Source organism: Photobacterium nomapromontoriensis, assembly GCF_050336815.1.
Classification (GTDB): domain Bacteria; phylum Pseudomonadota; class Gammaproteobacteria; order Enterobacterales; family Vibrionaceae; genus Photobacterium; species Photobacterium nomapromontoriensis.
Window position 1 is genome coordinate 45,986 of the sequence record NZ_JAKJSL010000026.1, and the last position, 18,691, is coordinate 64,676.

Consider the following 18,691-nt stretch of genomic DNA (forward strand, 5'->3'; position numbering starts at 1 on the left):
CGTTATTGTAATGTGCTATTGAGCGGGTTGCCAGCACCACGCATTAGTTGGGCTCGTTCAGTGCCCAGTTGTAGTCGTAGCTCACCTTATTGAGTTGGATCGGAGTGCCTTTACGATAGGTGTTGAGGTGAGCTTGTAGTTGTGTTTTGTTGCCAAAATCACTGCCATACCAGTCGTAGATAGAGGATAAACGCACCGTATCACCAGCTGGGCTGACTCCTTTACTGCTATTAATAAAACGGCGAGCTGATAGTTCGAGCAGGGATTCGTGATTGCTGGCGGTAAAGGCCTGCGGTTGAAGATCCGGACAGCCGAGGCTGGCACAGTTAACCGCATAGTGAATACGAGGATCATGCCAGATGGGGCGCAAGATTCGGTGTTCAATATCATTTAAAGAGAGTGTTTTATTGTTGATGGTGATGAGCTTTTCATTCCACGGCCCAAAGCTGAAAAATCCGCCTAGTTTGGTGATCGATTGCAATGGATAGTTATCGAGGATCACTTGTACCGTCAGGGCATTATACACATTCACCCAGTAGGCAAATTGTTCATCACGGTTAAGCTGGCGCGGATCGAGCGTCGCCAGTTCACGGAGGTAGCGATTGAGCGCGTATTTGTCATCATCACTGACGGCACGATAGCGGAACAGGGTCTGGTTGGGCTTCACCACCAGATAGCGATCCAGTAACTGCTGCCAGCGTTGGTGATCAACCGTCTGTTGGCTGGTGGCCTGAGACGGTTGCCAGTAGGCCCACAAATCCGCTTTAGGCGCGGCCCAGCTTGCGGCTGATAGGAAAACAAAACAGAGGGTAAGTAACAGGCGCATGGTTGGCCATCCTTGTGAACGTGATTGGTGATAACGGCTTATTGAGACTATACATGACCTGACTAATGGCTGGTTTATTTCATGTCATCCGATGGGCGAGGCTGTTTATCGGTAATCGGCGGCAGTAAAAGCCCCGGTCAGTGCAGATGCCGGGGCTTTTGGATTGTGACATGCTATGTGGTCACCAAGGTGGCAACTTATCGATAGTTAGGCCAGAAATGTCGGGATTTTACTTTCAAAATCGGCAATTTTGGCTTCATGCTGCAACGTCAGGCCAATGTTATCTAGCCCATTAAGCAGGCAGTGACGACGAAATTCATCAATCTCAAAGCCATACTGCTTACCGTTGGCACTCACCTGCATCGCCTCTAGATCGACGGTTACCTGCGCCCCTTCATTGGCGGTGACGAACTGGAAAATCTCATCCACTTCCTGTTCGCTCAAACGGACGGGGACCATTTGGTTATTGATCGAGTTGCCATAGAAAATGTCGGCAAAACTTGGTGCGATCATTACTTGGATCCCGTAATCGGCCAGCGCCCACGGGGCATGCTCGCGGGATGAACCACAACCGAAATTCTCGCGGGCGAGCAAAACGGTGGCCCCCTGATAGCGGGGGGCGTTCATGATAAAATCAGGGTTGGGCTGCTGACCGGCATCATCAAGAAAGCGCCAGTCGTGGAACAGGTGCTGACCAAAACCGAGACGGGTTACCTTCTGCAAAAATTGCTTGGGGATGATCGCATCGGTATCGACATTGGCCGCATCCAGAGGAACCACCAAGCCAGTATGTTGTTTGAATCCTGTCATTGTCTTGTTCCTTCTGTTAAGCGGTGATGGCGTCGTGTTCAAGCTCGCGGATATCCACAAAGTGACCGGCACATGCTGCAGCGGCTGCCATGGCCGGGCTAACTAAATGGGTACGGCCATCACGGCCCTGACGACCTTCGAAGTTGCGGTTACTGGTTGACGCACAGCGCTCGTGCGGCCCCAAGCGGTCGTTGTTCATCGCCAGACACATCGAGCAGCCCGGCAAACGCCATTCAAATCCCGCCTCGATGAAGATCTGATCCAAGCCTTCTTGCTCAGCTTGTGCTTTGACTTGCTCCGAGCCCGGAACGACTAGCGCTTGTATATTGGCGGCGACTTTGCGGCCTTTGGCGACGGCAGCGGCGGCACGCATATCTTCAATGCGCGAGTTGGTGCATGAGCCGATAAAGACCTTGTCGATGCAAAAATCAGACAGTTTCTTGCCTGCTTCCAGCCCCATATAAGCCAGTGCTTTTGCCGCCGATGCCTGCTCAACCGGATCGCTAAAACCGCTTGGGTCTGGGATCGGTTGATCAACCGCAATCACCTGACCGGGGTTGGTTCCCCAAGTGATTTGAGGTTTGATGTCTTTCGCATCAAGGGTGACGACGTGATCAAACTCGGCACCGCTATCGGTTTTCAGGGTATCCCAGTACGCTATAGCAGCGTCGAAATCGGCCCCTGCTGGTGAGAACTTACGGCCTTTGATGTAGTCGTAGGTGGTTTGATCCGGAGCGATCAGGCCTGCTTTGGCGCCTAATTCAATGGCCATGTTACATACTGTCATCCGGCCTTCCATGGTCAGATCAGTGATCGCCTCACCACAGAACTCGACCACATAGCCTGTTCCGCCTGCTGCGGTGGTTTTGCCTATGATCGCTAGCACGATGTCTTTAGCAGTGATCCCCGGTGCCACTTTGCCTTTGACTTCAATTTTCATGGTTTTGGCGCGCGCTTGTTTTAGGGTCTGGGTGGCGAGCACATGCTCAACTTCCGAGGTACCAATCCCAAACGCTAATGAGCCAAAGGCACCATGGGTGGCGGTATGGGAGTCGCCACAAACGATGGTCATTCCCGGCAGGGTGATGCCCAGTTCAGGGCCCATAACGTGGACAATTCCCTGATATTTATGGTTCAGATCATACAGAGTGACCCCAAATTCTTCGCAGTTTTTGGCCAGTGTCTCCATCTGGATCCGAGCCATCTCCCCACAGGCGTTGATGTCTTTAGTCTGGGTCGAGACATTGTGATCCATCGTCGCGAAAGTCTTGCCTGTCTGGCGCACTTTACGGCCTTTCTCACGCAGGCCGTCAAAGGCCTGTGGTGAGGTCACTTCATGGACTAAATGGCGGTCGATGTAGAGGATTGGATTTTCCCCCTCGGCCGCAACGGCAACGTGGGCATCGTAAACTTTTTCATATAGCGTCTTGGGCGCTTGGGTATTCGACATTGCTGTTTGCTCCTCGTTGCTGGATTAAGCTTGGTAGATGTACTGGGCGATCTTGTCACCCATTTCGCTGGTGCTCAGGGCTGGGCGGTTGCCGGCCAGATCTGCCGTCAACTCACCTGCTTCCAATGCCTGTGACACCGCACGTTCAATCGCCCGTGCTGCCGGTTCTTCACCCAGGCTGTAACGTAGCATCAGTGCTGCCGATAAGATTTGGGCTACTGGGTTAGCAATGTTCTTACCAGCGATATCGGGTGCTGACCCCCCTGCTGGCTCGTACATGCCAAACTTGTCTTGGTTGAGGCTGGCCGATGGCAGCATCCCCATAGAACCAGTGATCATTGCGCACTCATCGGAGATGATGTCGCCGAAGATGTTCGAGCACAGCATGACATCGAACTGCGACGGATCTTTGATCAACTGCATGGTCGCGTTGTCGATATACATATGGTTCAGGGTGACTTGCGGGTATTCTTTTGCTACTTCTTCGACCACTTCACGCCACAGGATCGAGCTCTGCAGAACGTTGGCTTTGTCGATGGAATAGACGTTCTTTTTGCGCAGCATCGCCGATTCAAACGCGATACGGGCGATACGCTCGATTTCATAACGGTGGTAGATCTCAGTATCAAAAGCCCTCTCTTGTGGGCCTTCGCCTTCACGCCCTTTGGGCTGACCGAAGTAGATTCCGCCGGTCAGTTCACGCACAACTACAATGTCAAAGCCACGCTCGGAAATATCGGCACGTAGGGGAGAAAAAGCTTCCAGGCCACTGTGGATTTGGGCTGGGCGTAAATTACAGAACAGCTGGAAGTGCTTACGTAACGGTAGCAAGGCACCGCGCTCAGGTTGATCGTTAGGTGGCAGGTGTTCCCATTTCGGGCCACCGACCGAGCCAAACAGAATGGCATCGGATGCTTCACAGCCTTTCATGGTCGCTTCCGGCAGTGGGCAGCCATGGTTATCGATGGCGATCCCACCGACATCGAACTCATCACACTCAAGGGTGAAGTCGAATTTTTCCTGTACTGCGGCCAACACTTTGTGGGCTTGCTGCATTACTTCTGGGCCAATACCGTCACCCGGTAGAACCGCAATCTTATATGTACCTGCCATGGTTATACTGTCTCCATTTGAGATTTCTGTTTAATTTCTGCAATTTGATCGGCGCGATGAATGCTGTTGATTACATGGATCAAGGCTTGGCCAGAGGCTTCGACAATGTCAGTGGCTAAACCAGTTCCGTGATATTTACGCCCCTTGTAGTTAGCAATGATATCGGCCTGTCCCAGACCATCTTCACCTTCGCCCTTGGCGGTCAGGTCAAATTTATCCAGCACGATGTCGTAGCCGGTCAGGCGATAGATACACTGATAAAGCGCATCGACCGGACCGTTGCCGACAGCGGCCTCGCATTTTTCTTCATCACCACATTGAAGTTTGATGGAGGTGGTCGCCATGATGCTGCCTGACTGCACGCTCAGGTAGTTAATCTTGAAAAAGTCATCTTCGTCGCGAAGATTGGAGAAGTGCATTAGGGCTTCGAGATCGTAATCAAATACCTGACCTTTGCGATCTGCCAGCTTCAGGAAGTCGGCATACAGCGCATCCAGGTTATACTCGTTTTCGGTATAGCCCAGTGTTTCCATGTGGCTTTTCACTGCCGCGCGGCCTGAGCGGGAGGTCAGATTCAACACCTGATTTTTCAGTCCGATGGATTCCGGAGTCATGATTTCATAGGTGTTTTTATTTTTTAGCATGCCGTCTTGGTGGATGCCGGAAGAGTGGCTGAAGGCATTGCCCCCGACAATCGCTTTATTGGCTTGAACTGGCATGTTACATAGCTGGCTGACCATCTTGCTGGTGCGATGGATTTCTTCGTGCTTGATGTTGGTATGCACCCCAAGAAAATCGGCGCGGGTTTTGATGATCATGGCGATTTCTTCTAGCGCACAGTTACCCGCTCGCTCGCCAAGGCCATTGATAGTACCTTCGATCTGCCGGGCCCCTGCTTGCACTGCCGCCATGGAGTTGGCCACTGACATACCAAGATCGTCATGGCAATGGACTGAGATGATCGCCTTGTCGATATTGGGGACCCGGTTAAATAGCTGGGTGATGATGCCGCCAAATTCGTTCGGTAAGGTATAGCCGACGGTGTCAGGGATATTAATAGTGGTGGCCCCGGCATGAATGGCTGCTTCGACCATCCGGCACAGGTTCTCGATAGGGGTACGGCCCGCATCTTCACAGGAAAACTCAACATCATCGGTGTAGTTTCTGGCACGTTTTACAGCTGCAACGCCCATATCAATGACGTCATCATAGCTGCGGCGCAGCTTGTCCTGAACATGTACGGTTGAGGTTGAGATAAAGGTGTGGATCCGGAAGGCTTCAGCAACCTTGAGGGATTCGGCGGCAACATCAATATCATGTGCGACCGCGCGTGATAGGGCACAGACTCGGCTATTTTTGATGTGTTTTGCAATGGTCTGGACCGATTCAAAATCACCTGGCGATGAGACCGGGAAGCCCGCTTCGATCACATCGACCCCTAGGCGTTCTAGGGCATAGGCGATCTGCAGTTTTTCTTTTACCGTCAAACTGGCAGATAGCGCCTGTTCGCCGTCACGCAAAGTAGTATCGAAAATTATGACCTGATCTTTCATTGCTACATCCTTTCGTTAGCCTGCCTGTATTGGCACTGTCTGCATCCGCTGCGCTGGCTCTGTAATATGAAAAAACCCGCGCAGGCTGCGCGGGTTTTTTAAATTCTTAGTGGTGTTTCCCACTCATAAGCTACCCGCGCGAATTATTCACGATAAGGAGGAGGCTTAAGAGAAGAGAGAAACCTGTTTTCATAATTGAAATAATTCCACGAAGTTGATTAACAAATGAATACCAAATAGACAGCGTCATCGTCAACCACTAATTGCATGATTATCGTTTTTTATGGTTATTAAGTGGGTTGTAGGCAATTTTGGTGACAAATCAGACCAGTTGTATTCAGTGTGGTACAAAATGGCAGGCGGTTGAAATAGAGCGTATTTCTGTGGGTGTCACGATAAAAATGTAGGAATGATGTTAATGACACGTCAGGCGTTGAGGTTATGACGTATAGTGAGATTAACCCGATGACTGCACCCAAGGAAGGTATAGGCTCATGCTGAATAAAAGAAAATGGCTGATCTTACCCGCCGTTCTGGCGGGGATAGTTATCTTAGTTTTGGCAATTAACTTACGCCCATCACCGGAGATCAAACCGGCTCTTGAGCGTCGTCGGCCAGTGGATGTCATTGCATTGCAGCAGCAGTTGTTTGCCCCACAGGTTGTTGGATTTGGCCGGGTTGCCCCCAAGGTCGAATGGCAAGCTATCGCCGAGGTGTCGGGCAAGGTGGTCTATCGTCATCCGGATCTGGCCAAAGGCAGGGTGATGGATGCTGGCAGTGTGCTGCTCAAAATTGATCCGCTGGACTATGAACTGCGGCTAGCCCAAGCTGAGGCCGATGTCAGCTCCACCCAAGCCCAGTTGGCAAAATTGGCACAGCAAGCGCTGAACCTCAAAACTACCCGTCAGATTGAACAGCGTCGGTTGGCACTTAGCCAGAAGGAGCTGGCACGCAAGCAAGAGCTGCGCAGAAAAGGGCTGACATCGCAGTCAGCAGTTGATTTGGAACAACACACCGTGTTGGCGAATCAGAAAGCGCTGCAAGATATCGAAAACCAATTGATTGTCCTACCGAATGAACGCAAGGTGACACTGGCGCAACTGGAGGTTAATCAGTCTCGGGTCACGGAAGCCAAACGAGCGCTGGCAAAAACAGTGATTGCTCTACCGATGGATGCGCGGATCTCCAATGTTGAGATAGAGCAAGATCAGGTAGTGAATAGCCAGCAACTGATGGTATTGGCGCATGGTATTGAAACGGTAGAAATTGATGCTCAAATTGCACTGCATGATATGCAAATATTGGCTTCAAGTTTAACCCAATATACCGCGCACGCCGATGGTCTCCCCCGGGCTGATCAGCTCGATCTCAAGGCTTCTATTGCGTTATCCAGCGGACGTTTTACTCAACAGTGGCCGGCGAAGGTGGCGCGGATCAGTGATACCGTGAATGCCAGCCAAGCTACGGTGGGGGTGATCTTAGAGGTAGATCAGGATTACCGTCAGTTAACCCCTGAATCGGCTCCGCCACTGGTCAATGGAATGTTTGTTGAGGCCCGTTTGAGTGGGCAGCCAAATTTACATTGGGTGATCCCTGAGCGAGCCCTTCATGGCGATAAGGTGTATGTGGTTACTGCCGATAATAGCCTCGCAATTTTGCCTGTGACCGTCTTGTTTCGGCGAGATGGGCAGGTTGCCATTGCCGGAGAGTTGCAGCATGAACAGTTCTTAGTAGTGAATGATCTGCTGCCAGCGGTATCCGGTATGGCACTCAGGGTCGTGACCCGTAATGGTCTTCCCGTTATTGCCGATGCGGATCAGGAGCCGTCATTATGATCCGCTACTTCTCTCGCCATCCCACTGCCGCAAATTTATTAATGCTCACCTTGCTATTGCTGGGGGTGGTTTCTCTGCCACAGATTAAACGTGAAACGTTCCCTGAATTTTCTCCCGCGTACATCATGGCGACCGTTGTCTATCCCGGCGCCTCTCCGCAGGAAGTGGAGGAAAACCTCTGCATGCGGATGGAAGATGCCGTTGACGGATTGGCCAATATCCGTGAAACCCGCTGTGAAGCGGTGGAAGGGTCGGCATCCTTGATCCTTAAGCTAACCAACAGTGATGTAGTACCACGGATGCTGGTGGATGTTCAGACCCAGATCAACGCCATCAATGATTTTCCGGCCGATATTGAAGCACCGATGGTGCGTGAGTTGGACTGGAATGAGCCAGTGGTTGATGTGGCGATCAAAGCCGATACCAATTTGCCGCACCTCAAAGCGTATGCCGAGCAGCTAAAGCGTACCCTGAAGTTGGATTACGGTGTTTCGTTGGTGGCGGTCAGTGGTTTTTCAAAGCACCAGATCCGGGTTGAGGTTAGCGAAGTTGCGATCCGGCAATTGGGGGTCAGTGTCAGTGATATCGCCACCAAGCTGAGCCGGCAGAATATCAAATTGCCGAGCGGCAGTATTGAGCTGTCTGATCGGAACTTATTACTGCGGTTTGATGAGCAAAAAATCACCCCGGCAACCATTGCCGCGACGGTGATAGGGGCCGATAGCCAAGGGGCGGTGATCCGGCTGGGGGATGTTGCGACTATTACTGACCGTTTTGCGCTCGATGAACAGAAAGTTCTGTTCGATGATACAGCATCGGCAATGCTGCGGATCAGCAAAAATAAAGCCGATGATGCGCTGCGGATCAAAGAACGGGTGGTGGCGTTTGTTGAGGCGGAGAACTTACGTGCGCCGACAGGTGTGACCCTGACTCTGACCAATGATCTGTCCTCGTTGTTGTGGGATCGCCTGACCATGATGGTTAAAAACGGCATGCAGGGGGTGGTATTGGTTTTTGCGGTGATGTGGCTGTTTTTTTCGTTCCGCTATTCGTTCTGGATAGCGGCAGGGTTACCGGTCGCCTTCCTCGGTAGCTTGTATCTGATGGCTGCGTTCTCTTTATCCATCAACATTATGTCGCTGGTGGGGCTGCTGATGGCCATTGGGATCATGATGGATGATGCCATTGTGATTTCGGAATCCATTGCATCGCACATTGACCGTGGTCAGAAAATACAGGAGGCAGTGTACAACGGGGTCAAAAAAGTGTTGCCCGGCGTTGTCTCATCCTATCTGACGACAGTTTGTATCTTTGGCAGTTTGATTTTTCTGGAAGGGGAAATGGGGGCGGTACTGCGGGTGGTTCCCCAAGTGCTGATCCTAGTACTGACCTTGAGCTTGGTTGAGGCGTTTCTGATTTTACCTAACCACCTTAGCCATTCATTACAAAAGCAGCAGCAAGGCAGCCAATCGCCATCGTGGAAGCAACGCTTTCTTGCTCGGTTTGATCATTTTCGTAATGTTAGGCTGGTACATTGGGTTGGCACGGTGGTGGAATGGCGCTACTTGTTTGTTGGCAGTGTATTAGGTGTGTTGTTGGCCTCTTTTGCCTTGCTTGCCGGAGGCGGGCTGAAGTTTGTCGGCTTTCCTGAGCTGGATGGCGATATAGCAGAAGCACGGATCATCTTACCGCCGGGTTCAACCTTGCAGCAGACCGAGCAAGTGGTTGAAGAGGTGGTGGTCTCCGCCAAGCGGGTCGGGGCGCAGTGGAGTGAGCGCAATGAAGGGGGCTCTGCCTTAGTCAGCAATATTACCGAACAGTTTAATTTTAACGCGGATGCCGATGAGAATGGCCCCCATGTGGCGACAGTGCGACTGGATCTGCTCAGTGCCGAGCAGCGCAATAGCCTGATCGATGCGTTTATTGAAGCTTGGCGCGAAGATGTCGGGGTATTGGCTGCACCTGTGGCATTGGTGTTTAAGCAGCCGCAAATGGGGCCGGGCGGGCGGGCGATTGAAATCCGGATGCAACATGATGATCTGGCCATGCTGAAAGCGGCATCAATCGAAACCCAGCGCTTCCTGAATGCATTTAGTGGGGTTTCTGGTGTGTTGGATGATATGCGAATGGGGAAGCCGGAAGTGCTGATCACCTTACGTCCAGGCGCTGAGTCTTTTGGCGTTGATGGCCAGATGATCGCGGCTCAGTTGCGTTCAGCCTACTTTGGTCAGACGGCTGATGACATTCAGGTGGGGGCGGAAAATATTGAAATTGAGGTGATGTTCGACAAAGCGAGAGCGGCGAATTTACAAACCTTAGCCAGCTTTCCTATTATTTTGGCTGACGGAAGCCAGATCCCGTTGGCCTCCATTGCCAGGTTGTCACACCTGCGCAATTACGTTCGGATCCAACGGATTGATGGCCTACGGACTCTCAGTGTGTACGGTGACCTACAAGAAAGTGTGCTGAGTGCCACCGAGGTACTGCGCCTGTTTCGTACAGAGCTGATACCACAGTTGCTTCTGCGATATCCTGGGCTACGGTTTAATTTTGAAGGTGCAGCAAAAGATACCGCCCAAACGGGCCAGTCAATGGCCACCGGATTTATGCTTGGGGTATTTGGGGTGTTTGTGATTCTGAGCTTTCAGTTCCGGAGCTATACCGAACCGTTTGTGGTGTTGTTGGCGATCCCGCTGGCCTTAATTGGGGTGTTCTGGGGCCATTGGTTGCTCGGTCATCCGCTAAGCATGCCCAGTATGATGGGGTTTGTGTCACTGGCCGGAGTGGTGGTTAATGATTCTATTTTGCTGGTGCAATATATCCGCCATCACCTAGACGCGGGGGATGAGATCAAGCGATCGGTGGTACTGGCTAGCCGTGAGCGATTTCGGGCTGTATTTTTGACCTCATTGACGACGGCGGCAGGCTTATTGCCACTGATGCTGGAAACCAGCTTGCAGGCGCAGGTGATCAAGCCCTTGGTGATTTCAATTGTGTTTGGGATTTTTGCCTCGACCTTGCTGGTGCTGTTTATGATCCCTGCTGCCTATGTCATTTTGGCCGATTTTAAGTTGATCCATCGCCATGAAGATCTTGTCGAAATATAACAAAAATACCCTCATGGCATGAACGTAGTGAGGCCGATAATAGGTGTCGGTTATGACGTAATTTCTTACACTTTATATTATGCTGTTTAGGGGCGGTTTTACCGTTGTAATAACGGGCTTTTTAAATCTGGTCTTACCACAAAAATGGTGAAATTGTGAGATTACAGAGTTGCCTTTTTTTGCATCAGATGTAGACTTCTCTGCTGAATAGGCTTACAGGTGTAAGCTTAATTGGCAGAGTAGTTATGGCTAAACGTGAATTTCATATCGTCAACCGTATTCGTTCTCAAATTGAGCGTTTAGGTGGGCAGGTTGCATTGCGTCATCAGGTGGCTGAAAAGTGGCAAGATATCAGCTGGGCAGAGTTTGGTGAGCAGATCCACCAACTGGCTTTGGCAATGCTTGGACATGATCTGAAAATACAGGACAAGGTTGGGATCTTCTCTAATAATATGCCGCGTTGGACTGTGGCTGATTTTGCGACCTTGTATAACCGTGCCGTAACTGTGCCTATTTATCCAACGAATACCCCACAGCAGGCCGCTTATATTATCAATGATGCCGGGGTCCGCATTTTGTTTGTTGGCGGACAAGCACAACTAAAGGCTGCCGTTGAAATCGCGCCTGATTGCCCGCAGTTAAAACATATTGTTGTGATGGACAGCAGTATCACATTGATTGATCATCCATCAGTTATCAGCTACGACGCGTTTGTTGCGATGGCTGCTCCCGAGGCGGAAGCTGAGCTGGCACAGCGTCTTGATGATGCAGCGATGGATGATCTACTGACATTGATTTATACCTCAGGTACCACAGGTACACCGAAAGGTGTGATGCTCGATTATGCCAATATCGGCTCACAGCTAGAAGGCCATGATCAAAAGCTGGCTCTGGATGAGGGCGATGTGTCACTGTGTTTCTTGCCGCTATCGCATGTGTTTGAGCGAGCATGGACTTTTTACGTATTGCACCGTGGTGGAGTGAACTGTTATCTGGCTGATACCAACTTGCTCCGAGAAGCGTTGACTGAGGTGAAGCCCAATGTGATGGCAGCAGTGCCTCGGGTGTATGAAAAACTCTATTCAGCAATTCATGACAAAGTATCGCGTGCACCGTTCCACCGTAAGCTGATCTTTACCTGGGCCGTAAACATGGGCGCGCGCATGGCGCTGGCTCGTCAGGAATGCCGAGAACCGTCTTGGATGCTGAAGAAAAGCTATGCGTTAGCTGACAAGTTGGTGCTATCTAAACTGCGGATGCTGCTTGGCGGTCGGATCAAGTTCATGCCGTGTGGTGGTGCTAAGTTGGATGAAAGTATTGGCCGTTTCTTCCATGCTATCGGGGTGAATGTCAAGTTAGGTTATGGCATGACAGAAACCACTGCGACCATTTCGTGCTGGGATGACAAATGCTTTAACCCAGACTCGATCGGGATGCCGATGCCAGGTGCCGAAGTCAAAATAGGCAAGGACAACGAGATCCTAGTTCGTGGTGAGATGGTCATGCGTGGCTATTACAACATGCCGGAAGAAACCGCGAAAAACTTCACAGAAGACGGTTTTCTTAAAACCGGTGATGCGGGCCATATCGATGAAAATGGTAACTTGTTCATTACCGACCGCATTAAAGAGCTTATGAAAACCTCTGGCGGTAAGTACATTGCGCCACAGGTGATTGAAGGTGCTATCGGTAAGGATCACTTCATTGAGCAGATCGCGGTTATCGCAGATACCCGTAAGTTTGTTTCGGCGCTGATTGTGCCATGCTTTGATACGCTGGAAGAGCACGCTCGTGAACTGAATATCAAATATCAGGACCGCTTAGAGCTGATCAAACACAGTCAAATTGTTGAGCTAATTGAGAAGCGTGTACTGGAGCTACAAAAAGATCTGGCGCGCTTTGAGCAGGTGAAAAAATTCACCCTACTGCCAAGCGCATTCTCAATGGATAAAGGTGAACTGACCCCGACTCAAAAGCTGCGTCGTAAAGTGATCCAAGATCGCTACCATCAAGAAATTGAGCAGATGTACGAAGAAAGCCATAAGAAAGCCAATCAGAAGTAGTGAACAACTGCCGATAGATTGATATGGGGAGCTTAGGCTCCCCGTGTTTTTTTGCTCTGCGTGATTTTTGGCCTAATCTCTCACCTCTGATCTCTCATCCCTTGTCTCTTTTCACTCACGACTTATCTCTTTTTTATTTGTCCTTTGCTCAGTCCTGACCCCATCAGACCAGATGGATACACTGCTTATCTGAACCACAACGGCTAAAGATCTGGTGATCGTTATGATGAAAACCATGATGGTGGTGAAAATTACTTCATTTTGGATGAATCGTGTTAACTGCATGTGAGTGATAGACTTGTTTGATGCAAAAACGTTACAGTTAATGCGGTTTATTGCAACGTGTTACTACTCGTTGTAGATGACATAGCATGAAAACGTTATTGATTTCATTATTAGGCTAAAAATAAGCCCTAACTATGTACTATCAGCCTGTATAGCTAATTGAGGTCGGGATGGAATTATCCTTGGCCGTACTTCTGCCACTGTGACGGTACAACCCATGCTGAGTAATATAATAGCCGGCCTCTCCAATCAGGCTATGTTATTCAGGCCTCAGTCACAGTAAGCGTGCATCAGCCAAAGGGCAGGATGAATTAGCTATATAGGATGGTAGTCGCGACCTGGAGGCAGAAATATGGAAATGTTGTCCGGCGCCGAGATGATTGTTCGCTCGATGATCGATCAAGGCGTGAAACATATCTTCGGATACCCTGGCGGTTCAGTACTGGATATTTACGATGCGCTGCATGAAAAAAGCGATATCGAACATGTCTTGGTGCGTCATGAGCAAGCAGCCGTTCACATGGCTGATGGTTATGCCCGTGCAACGGGTGAGGTGGGTGTCGTACTGGTTACCTCGGGGCCTGGCGCAACCAATGCGATCACCGGAATCGCAACCGCTTATATGGACTCCATTCCCATGGTGGTTTTTTCTGGCCAGGTGATGAGTAACTTGATCGGAAACGATGCTTTCCAAGAGTGTGACATGGTCGGGATTTCCCGTCCGGTGGTCAAGCACAGTTTTCTGATTAAACACCCAGAAGATATCCCTGAAATTATCAAGAAAGCCTTCTATATTGCCGCTAGCGGTCGTCCTGGCCCGGTTGTTATTGATATTCCCAAAGACATGCTAAATCCGGCTGAAAGCTATCCGTATCAATACCCGGAATCCATCGCAATGCGCTCTTATAATCCGACAACCAATGGCCATAAAGGTCAGATCAAGCGTGGGTTGAAAGCATTATTGGCCGCCCAAAAACCCGTGTTGTATGTTGGGGGCGGAGCGATTATGGCCGATTGTAGCCAGCAATTACTGACTCTGGCGGAGACACTGAATATTCCAGTGGTCAATACGCTGATGGGGCTAGGTGCCTTTCCGGGAAGCCACCCCAACTGTCTGGGGATGTTGGGTATGCACGGTACCTATGAAGCCAATATGGCAATGCATAATGCGGATTTGATCTTTGGTATCGGCGTTCGGTTTGATGATCGCACCACGAACAATGTTGAGAAATATTGTCCGAATGCCACCATCATGCACATTGATGTGGATCCGTCTTCGATCTCCAAAACTATCTCGGCAGATATACCCATTGTTGGCTCGGCAGACACCGTGCTCAATACCCTGCTGAAGTTACTCGACGAGCAGAACGGACAAATGGATGAAGCAGCCATTGATTGTTGGTGGAGTGAGATTGCGACGTGGCGAGGCCGCCAGTGTTTGAGCTATGACATCAATAGTGAACGGATTAAGCCGCAACACGTTATTGAAGTGCTGCATAAACTGACGGATGGCGATGCCTATGTGGCCTCCGATGTTGGCCAGCATCAGATGTTTGCAGCGCTGTACTATCCGTTTGATAAGCCACGTCGTTGGATCAACTCCGGTGGTTTGGGCACCATGGGCTTTGGCCTGCCAGCCGCAATGGGGGTCAAATTTGCCCTGCCGGATGCCGAGGTCATTTGTGTGACCGGCGATGGCAGTATCCAAATGAATATTCAGGAGCTCTCGACGGCGCTGCAGTATGACATACCGGTTAAGATCATCAACTTGAACAACCGTTTCTTGGGAATGGTAAAGCAGTGGCAGGACATGATTTACCAAGGCCGTCACTCTCATTCTTATATGGATTCAGTCCCCGATTTCGCCGCCATTGCCGAGGCTTATGGTCATGTCGGCGTTCGGATTTCTGATCCTAAAGATCTTGAAAGCGAGCTAGAAAAAGCATTGGCACTGAAGGATCGCCTGGTCTTTATTGATATCAGCGTGGATGAGACCGAGCATGTCTATCCGATGCTGATCCGAGGGGGGGCAATGAGCGAAATGTGGTTAAGTAAAACGGAGAGAACATAATGCGCAGGATTGTATCGGTATTACTGGAAAATGAGCCCGGTGCTTTGTCACGGGTTGTGGGGTTGTTCTCTCAGCGAGGTTATAACATTGAGTCGCTGACCGTCGCACCGACAGATGATCCCACCTTATCTCGCCTGAATATTACGACTCATGTTGCTGATGATGCTGCTCTTGAACAAATTGAGAAACAGCTTCATAAGCTGATCGATATCCTGAAGGTCAGCAATGTGACCGAAAGTGATCACCTTGAACGTGAGCTGATGCTCGTTAAGGTGAAGGCCAGTGGTTTTGCACGGGCAGAAGTGAAGCGAACGGCTGATATATTCCGAGGGCAGATTGTAGATGTAACCAGTCAGTTGTATACCATTCAGCTTGCAGGCACCAGTGATAAGCTGGATGCCTTTATTTCTGCAGTGGGTGAAGCAACGGAGATTATAGAAGTCGCGCGAAGTGGGGTGGTAGGCATCGCCAGAGGTGAACGCGCCTTACGGTAAGTGCTAACGCAATAATAGAATAGCACTGAAAAAGAGAAGCCTGGTGGTTGACACACCAGGCTTCTCTTTTGCGTAACTATCAGCCCACTGACATAGCCCGATTGGTATTAGACTAAAGTCTAAGAAGGTTGCTCATTAGGTGGTAGGGGATCGGGAGAGGGCTATGGATTCCAAGTGGCATTCAAAATTGATGGCAAGATTGACCGTGGTAAGCTTATTTTTTCTGGGATTTAACGTCAGTGCCTTGTACTTATTGCTTGCTGTGCTGTTGCTAAATACTCACCATAAAGAAATTTTTTGGTAGTTAAGGTCGCGCTATTATGATGCAAGGTACTGTTTTATTATCGCTAAAGTAGGCTGCGAGTGATCGGTTAGCAGTGTCATTGCCAGTTGATTATCGCGGGCCAGCACCGCTTTCATTATGGCTTCATGCTCATTATCGCCAGGCCAGCACTGGGTATCGGGGATAAGCTGGTTGAGCCAGATATGGCGGTAGCGTTCAATTTGTTCATCCACTTGCTGGTAAAGTGCCATGAGTGTCGGTGATTGACTGCCGGCAAGTATAGCCAGATGAAAATCATGGTGGCGCTTGATCCACTCTGTCACATCAGCGTTGATGTGGCCTTGCATTAGTCGGCTGAGTTTGTGGTAGTGGGTGAGAATATTGATTTCCCATGCCTCATCACCATGCGAAATGGCTTGCGGCAATAATAGTGCGGTAAGCGCCAACCGTGCCTTAAAGAGATCGTCTAGCTCGCTGGCCGACACAGGCATCACCCAGCAGCCTTTCTGAGGGGTGAAAATGACATATTTACGCCATGATAATTGGACGAGAGCCTCACGGATCGGTGAGGCACCGACGTGATATCGCTCTTTCAACTCAGCGACGACCAGCTTCTGTTTTGGTGGGAGCTGGCCAGACAGAATATCCTGACGGATCATCTCCATAACTTGATCGCTAAGGGTTGGGACGGACACAATCTACCTCACTGTATGACTACCACGTGAAACAACCAATCATTCCCATGAGGGATGTTTTATTTGGCGATTATACTGAGGATGAAAGTGATCTTCGAATGCTCTGCTGCAAAAGTGTGAGTAATTACCATTGAATATCGGTAATTTTCTAGGATGTTCATGGTTATAGGAATAAAAAACGGGAGCCATGGGCTCCCGATTGATCTCACTTTCTTTTATACCGTACTGCTTATAGTACGTGTACAGAAGCTGTGTTAGTTGTACCAGAAGGTACCAATGCGCCAGATACCATAACAACGATATCGCCTTTTGCGCCAAGGCCTGTTTCTAGTGCAAGTTCTTTACCACGACGGTAGAACGCATCAGTGTCATCGATAGAGTCAACAACCACTGGTGAAATACCTTTAGACAGGGTTAGCTGAGCAGCTGTCTTCTGGTTAGTCGTTACTGCAAGAATGTTTGCCGTAGGGAAATACTTACGGATTGAACGAGCAGATTTACCGGCTTCAGTCGCAACAACGATCAATGGAGCGTTTAGCTTCTCAGATGTGTCTACGGCACCTTTACATACCGCTTCTGTGATACGTAGGCGTGGGCTGTCTAGACGAGAACCTAGTTCAGCTTTCAGTGCTGCATCTGTACGCTGACAGATTTGAGCCATGATAGTCACAGCTTCGATAGGGTATTTACCTTTCGCAGACTCACCAGAAAGCATTACTGCATCAGTACCATCCATGATGGCGTTTGCAACGTCGCCCGCTTCAGCACGAGTTGGACGAGGGTTCTTGATCATTGAATCAAGCATCTGAGTTGCAGTGATAACCACTTTACGAGCACGGTTACACTTCTCGATCATCATCTTCTGAGCGAAGATAACTTCTTCAACTGGGATTTCAACACCTAGGTCACCACGAGCAACCATGATGCCGTCAGAGGCTTCTAGAATCGCGTCAAAGTTGTCAACGCCTTCCTGGTTTTCGATTTTAGAGATGATCTGAATGTTTTCGCCGCCGTTTGCATTAAGCAGAGCACGGATTTCTTTTACGTCTTCAGCCTTACGAATGAAAGATGCAGCAACGAAATCAACACCTTGCTCACAACCAAACTTAAGGTCAGCTTTGTCTTTTTCTGCAAGAGCTGGCAGTTTTACTGCAACGCCTGGTAGGTTTACACCTTTATTTTCGCCCAAATCACCGTTATTAAGTACTTTACACTTAACTTCAGTTTCTGTAGTTGCTAGCACTTCCATTTCGATCAGGCCATCGTCAACAAGAATCGTGTTGCCTTTAGCCAGGTCTTTAGCAAAACCAGGGTAAGTTACTGCGACGCGGTCTTGGTTACCGACAACAGAAGTATCAGTAGTGAACGTGAATTCCTGACCTGCCACAAGAGCAAAATCTTGACCGCCTTCAAGCTTGATCGTACGAATTTCTGGACCTTTAGTGTCAAGAAGAATCGCAAGTTGCTTACCCGTAGTCGCCATTACTTCACGTAGGTTGTTGATGCGCTGGCCGTGCTCTGCGAAGTCACCGTGTGAGAAGTTAAGGCGCATTACGTTCATGCCAGCATTTGCTAGCTTAGTAAGCATTTCTACAGATTCTGTTTTAGGTCCAATCGTACATACGATTTTGGTCTTTTTCATTGAGAAGTGTCTCCGGACGAACTTTTACCCAAGGGAAATTTAAATCACTGTGCCATACCTGAAAATGTGTGCTTAATCATCTTGAGAGACGCCAACCACCGCGGGTGGCAATACGCAAAAAATCTCACTTACATTCACGGGTATCAGTGAAAATACGAAAATTTACAAAATATAGCCTTACCAAAACAGTGGATTTGTTTTTGTAAGGTATCTCTTACCGTTCGTTTTATGGCAGTAACTGAAGCTTACTGCGTGATTATTGCAGCTCTGTGTCTGACTGACATAAATGAGCCAAGCAAACAAGCGACGTATACTAGCATAGTCAAACTCTTTAATCACCTTGTGATGATGTGCAAAATTTTACGTTGTGCTCAATTCAAGAGCTGAATTATCTACATATTTCACAGTTTTTTTTTGTTTATTATCAATGGATGATTAATTTTTTACCGCGAAATAAATCAATA

At 49.4% G+C, this 18,691-nt stretch carries 12 protein-coding genes; 5 read left to right on the forward strand and 7 right to left on the reverse strand.

The window, feature by feature from the left end; all coding sequences use genetic code 11:
• Positions 1 to 43: 43 nt before the first annotated feature.
• The 5 genes from L4D12_RS10805 to leuA all read right to left on the reverse strand — a co-directional run bounded on the left by L4D12_RS10805 (position 44) and on the right by leuA (position 5,752).
• Entirely contained in the window at positions 44 to 826 is a 783-nt protein-coding gene (locus tag L4D12_RS10805) for a DUF547 domain-containing protein (protein ID WP_428447847.1), read from the reverse strand.
• A 207-nt stretch (positions 827 to 1,033) separates the two neighbouring features.
• Positions 1,034 to 1,636, reverse strand: coding sequence for a 3-isopropylmalate dehydratase small subunit (leuD, locus tag L4D12_RS10810; protein ID WP_428447848.1), 603 nt, complete (start codon positions 1,634 to 1,636; stop codon positions 1,034 to 1,036).
• Positions 1,637 to 1,652: 16 nt separating this feature from the next.
• Positions 1,653 to 3,086: a 3-isopropylmalate dehydratase large subunit gene (leuC, locus tag L4D12_RS10815; protein ID WP_428447849.1), complete on the reverse strand. Its 1,434-nt coding sequence runs from the start codon at positions 3,084 to 3,086 to the stop codon at positions 1,653 to 1,655.
• 24 nt (positions 3,087 to 3,110) lie between these two features.
• The gene (leuB, locus tag L4D12_RS10820) at positions 3,111 to 4,199 is read right to left on the reverse strand and encodes a 3-isopropylmalate dehydrogenase (RefSeq protein WP_428447850.1); all 1,089 of its coding nucleotides are present in this window, start codon (positions 4,197 to 4,199) and stop codon (positions 3,111 to 3,113) included.
• A gap of 2 nt (positions 4,200 to 4,201) precedes the next feature.
• Positions 4,202 to 5,752, reverse strand: coding sequence for a 2-isopropylmalate synthase (gene leuA, locus L4D12_RS10825; protein ID WP_428447851.1), 1,551 nt, complete (start codon positions 5,750 to 5,752; stop codon positions 4,202 to 4,204).
• Between the two features lie 494 nt (positions 5,753 to 6,246).
• Here leuA and L4D12_RS10830 point away from each other — a divergent pair, with 494 nt between their 5' ends.
• From L4D12_RS10830 to ilvN, 5 genes are all read left to right on the forward strand, one after another.
• Complete coding sequence (locus L4D12_RS10830) at positions 6,247 to 7,587, forward strand: efflux RND transporter periplasmic adaptor subunit (RefSeq protein WP_428447852.1); 1,341 nt, start codon at positions 6,247 to 6,249, stop codon at positions 7,585 to 7,587.
• Positions 7,584 to 10,694, forward strand: coding sequence for an efflux RND transporter permease subunit (locus tag L4D12_RS10835; protein ID WP_428447853.1), 3,111 nt, complete (start codon positions 7,584 to 7,586; stop codon positions 10,692 to 10,694). The genes L4D12_RS10830 and L4D12_RS10835 overlap by 4 nt, the downstream gene beginning before the upstream one ends.
• Before the next feature lie 245 nt (positions 10,695 to 10,939).
• On the forward strand, positions 10,940 to 12,757 hold the full coding sequence (locus L4D12_RS10840; protein ID WP_428447854.1) for an AMP-dependent synthetase/ligase: 1,818 nt from the start codon (positions 10,940 to 10,942) through the stop codon (positions 12,755 to 12,757).
• 637 nt (positions 12,758 to 13,394) lie between these two features.
• Positions 13,395 to 15,113 carry an acetolactate synthase 3 large subunit gene (locus L4D12_RS10845; RefSeq protein ID WP_428447855.1) on the forward strand — a complete coding sequence of 573 codons (1,719 nt, stop codon included), beginning with the start codon at positions 13,395 to 13,397 and terminating at the stop codon, positions 15,111 to 15,113.
• A complete protein-coding gene (gene ilvN / locus L4D12_RS10850; protein WP_428447856.1) occupies positions 15,113 to 15,607 on the forward strand; it encodes an acetolactate synthase small subunit in 495 nt (164 codons plus the stop codon). Before L4D12_RS10845 ends, ilvN begins: the two co-directional genes overlap by 1 nt.
• Before the next feature lie 318 nt (positions 15,608 to 15,925).
• Here the strand turns inward: ilvN and L4D12_RS10855 are convergent, their stop codons facing one another.
• Together L4D12_RS10855 and pykF are read right to left on the reverse strand one after the other, a co-directional pair.
• Positions 15,926 to 16,585 carry an FCD domain-containing protein gene (locus L4D12_RS10855; RefSeq protein ID WP_428447857.1) on the reverse strand — a complete coding sequence of 220 codons (660 nt, stop codon included), beginning with the start codon at positions 16,583 to 16,585 and terminating at the stop codon, positions 15,926 to 15,928.
• Positions 16,586 to 16,814: 229 nt separating this feature from the next.
• Positions 16,815 to 18,227: a pyruvate kinase PykF gene (gene pykF, locus L4D12_RS10860; protein WP_428447858.1), complete on the reverse strand. Its 1,413-nt coding sequence runs from the start codon at positions 18,225 to 18,227 to the stop codon at positions 16,815 to 16,817.
• Between the last annotated feature and the right edge of the window lie 464 nt (positions 18,228 to 18,691).

Excerpts from the sequence above, each read along its gene's own strand:
- L4D12_RS10805 (WP_428447847.1), bottom strand. The coding sequence starts at position 826 with ATGCGCCTGTTACTTACCCTCTGTTTTGTTTTCCTATCAGCCGCAAGC.
- leuD (WP_428447848.1), bottom strand. The coding sequence starts at position 1,636 with ATGACAGGATTCAAACAACATACTGGCTTGGTGGTTCCTCTGGATGCG.
- leuC (WP_428447849.1), bottom strand. The coding sequence starts at position 3,086 with ATGTCGAATACCCAAGCGCCCAAGACGCTATATGAAAAAGTTTACGAT.
- leuB (WP_428447850.1), bottom strand. The coding sequence starts at position 4,199 with ATGGCAGGTACATATAAGATTGCGGTTCTACCGGGTGACGGTATTGGC.
- leuA (WP_428447851.1), bottom strand. The coding sequence starts at position 5,752 with ATGAAAGATCAGGTCATAATTTTCGATACTACTTTGCGTGACGGCGAA.
- L4D12_RS10830 (WP_428447852.1), top strand. The coding sequence starts at position 6,247 with ATGCTGAATAAAAGAAAATGGCTGATCTTACCCGCCGTTCTGGCGGGG.
- L4D12_RS10835 (WP_428447853.1), top strand. The coding sequence starts at position 7,584 with ATGATCCGCTACTTCTCTCGCCATCCCACTGCCGCAAATTTATTAATG.
- L4D12_RS10840 (WP_428447854.1), top strand. The coding sequence starts at position 10,940 with ATGGCTAAACGTGAATTTCATATCGTCAACCGTATTCGTTCTCAAATT.
- L4D12_RS10845 (WP_428447855.1), top strand. The coding sequence starts at position 13,395 with ATGGAAATGTTGTCCGGCGCCGAGATGATTGTTCGCTCGATGATCGAT.
- ilvN (WP_428447856.1), top strand. The coding sequence starts at position 15,113 with ATGCGCAGGATTGTATCGGTATTACTGGAAAATGAGCCCGGTGCTTTG.
- pykF (WP_428447858.1), bottom strand. The coding sequence starts at position 18,227 with ATGAAAAAGACCAAAATCGTATGTACGATTGGACCTAAAACAGAATCT.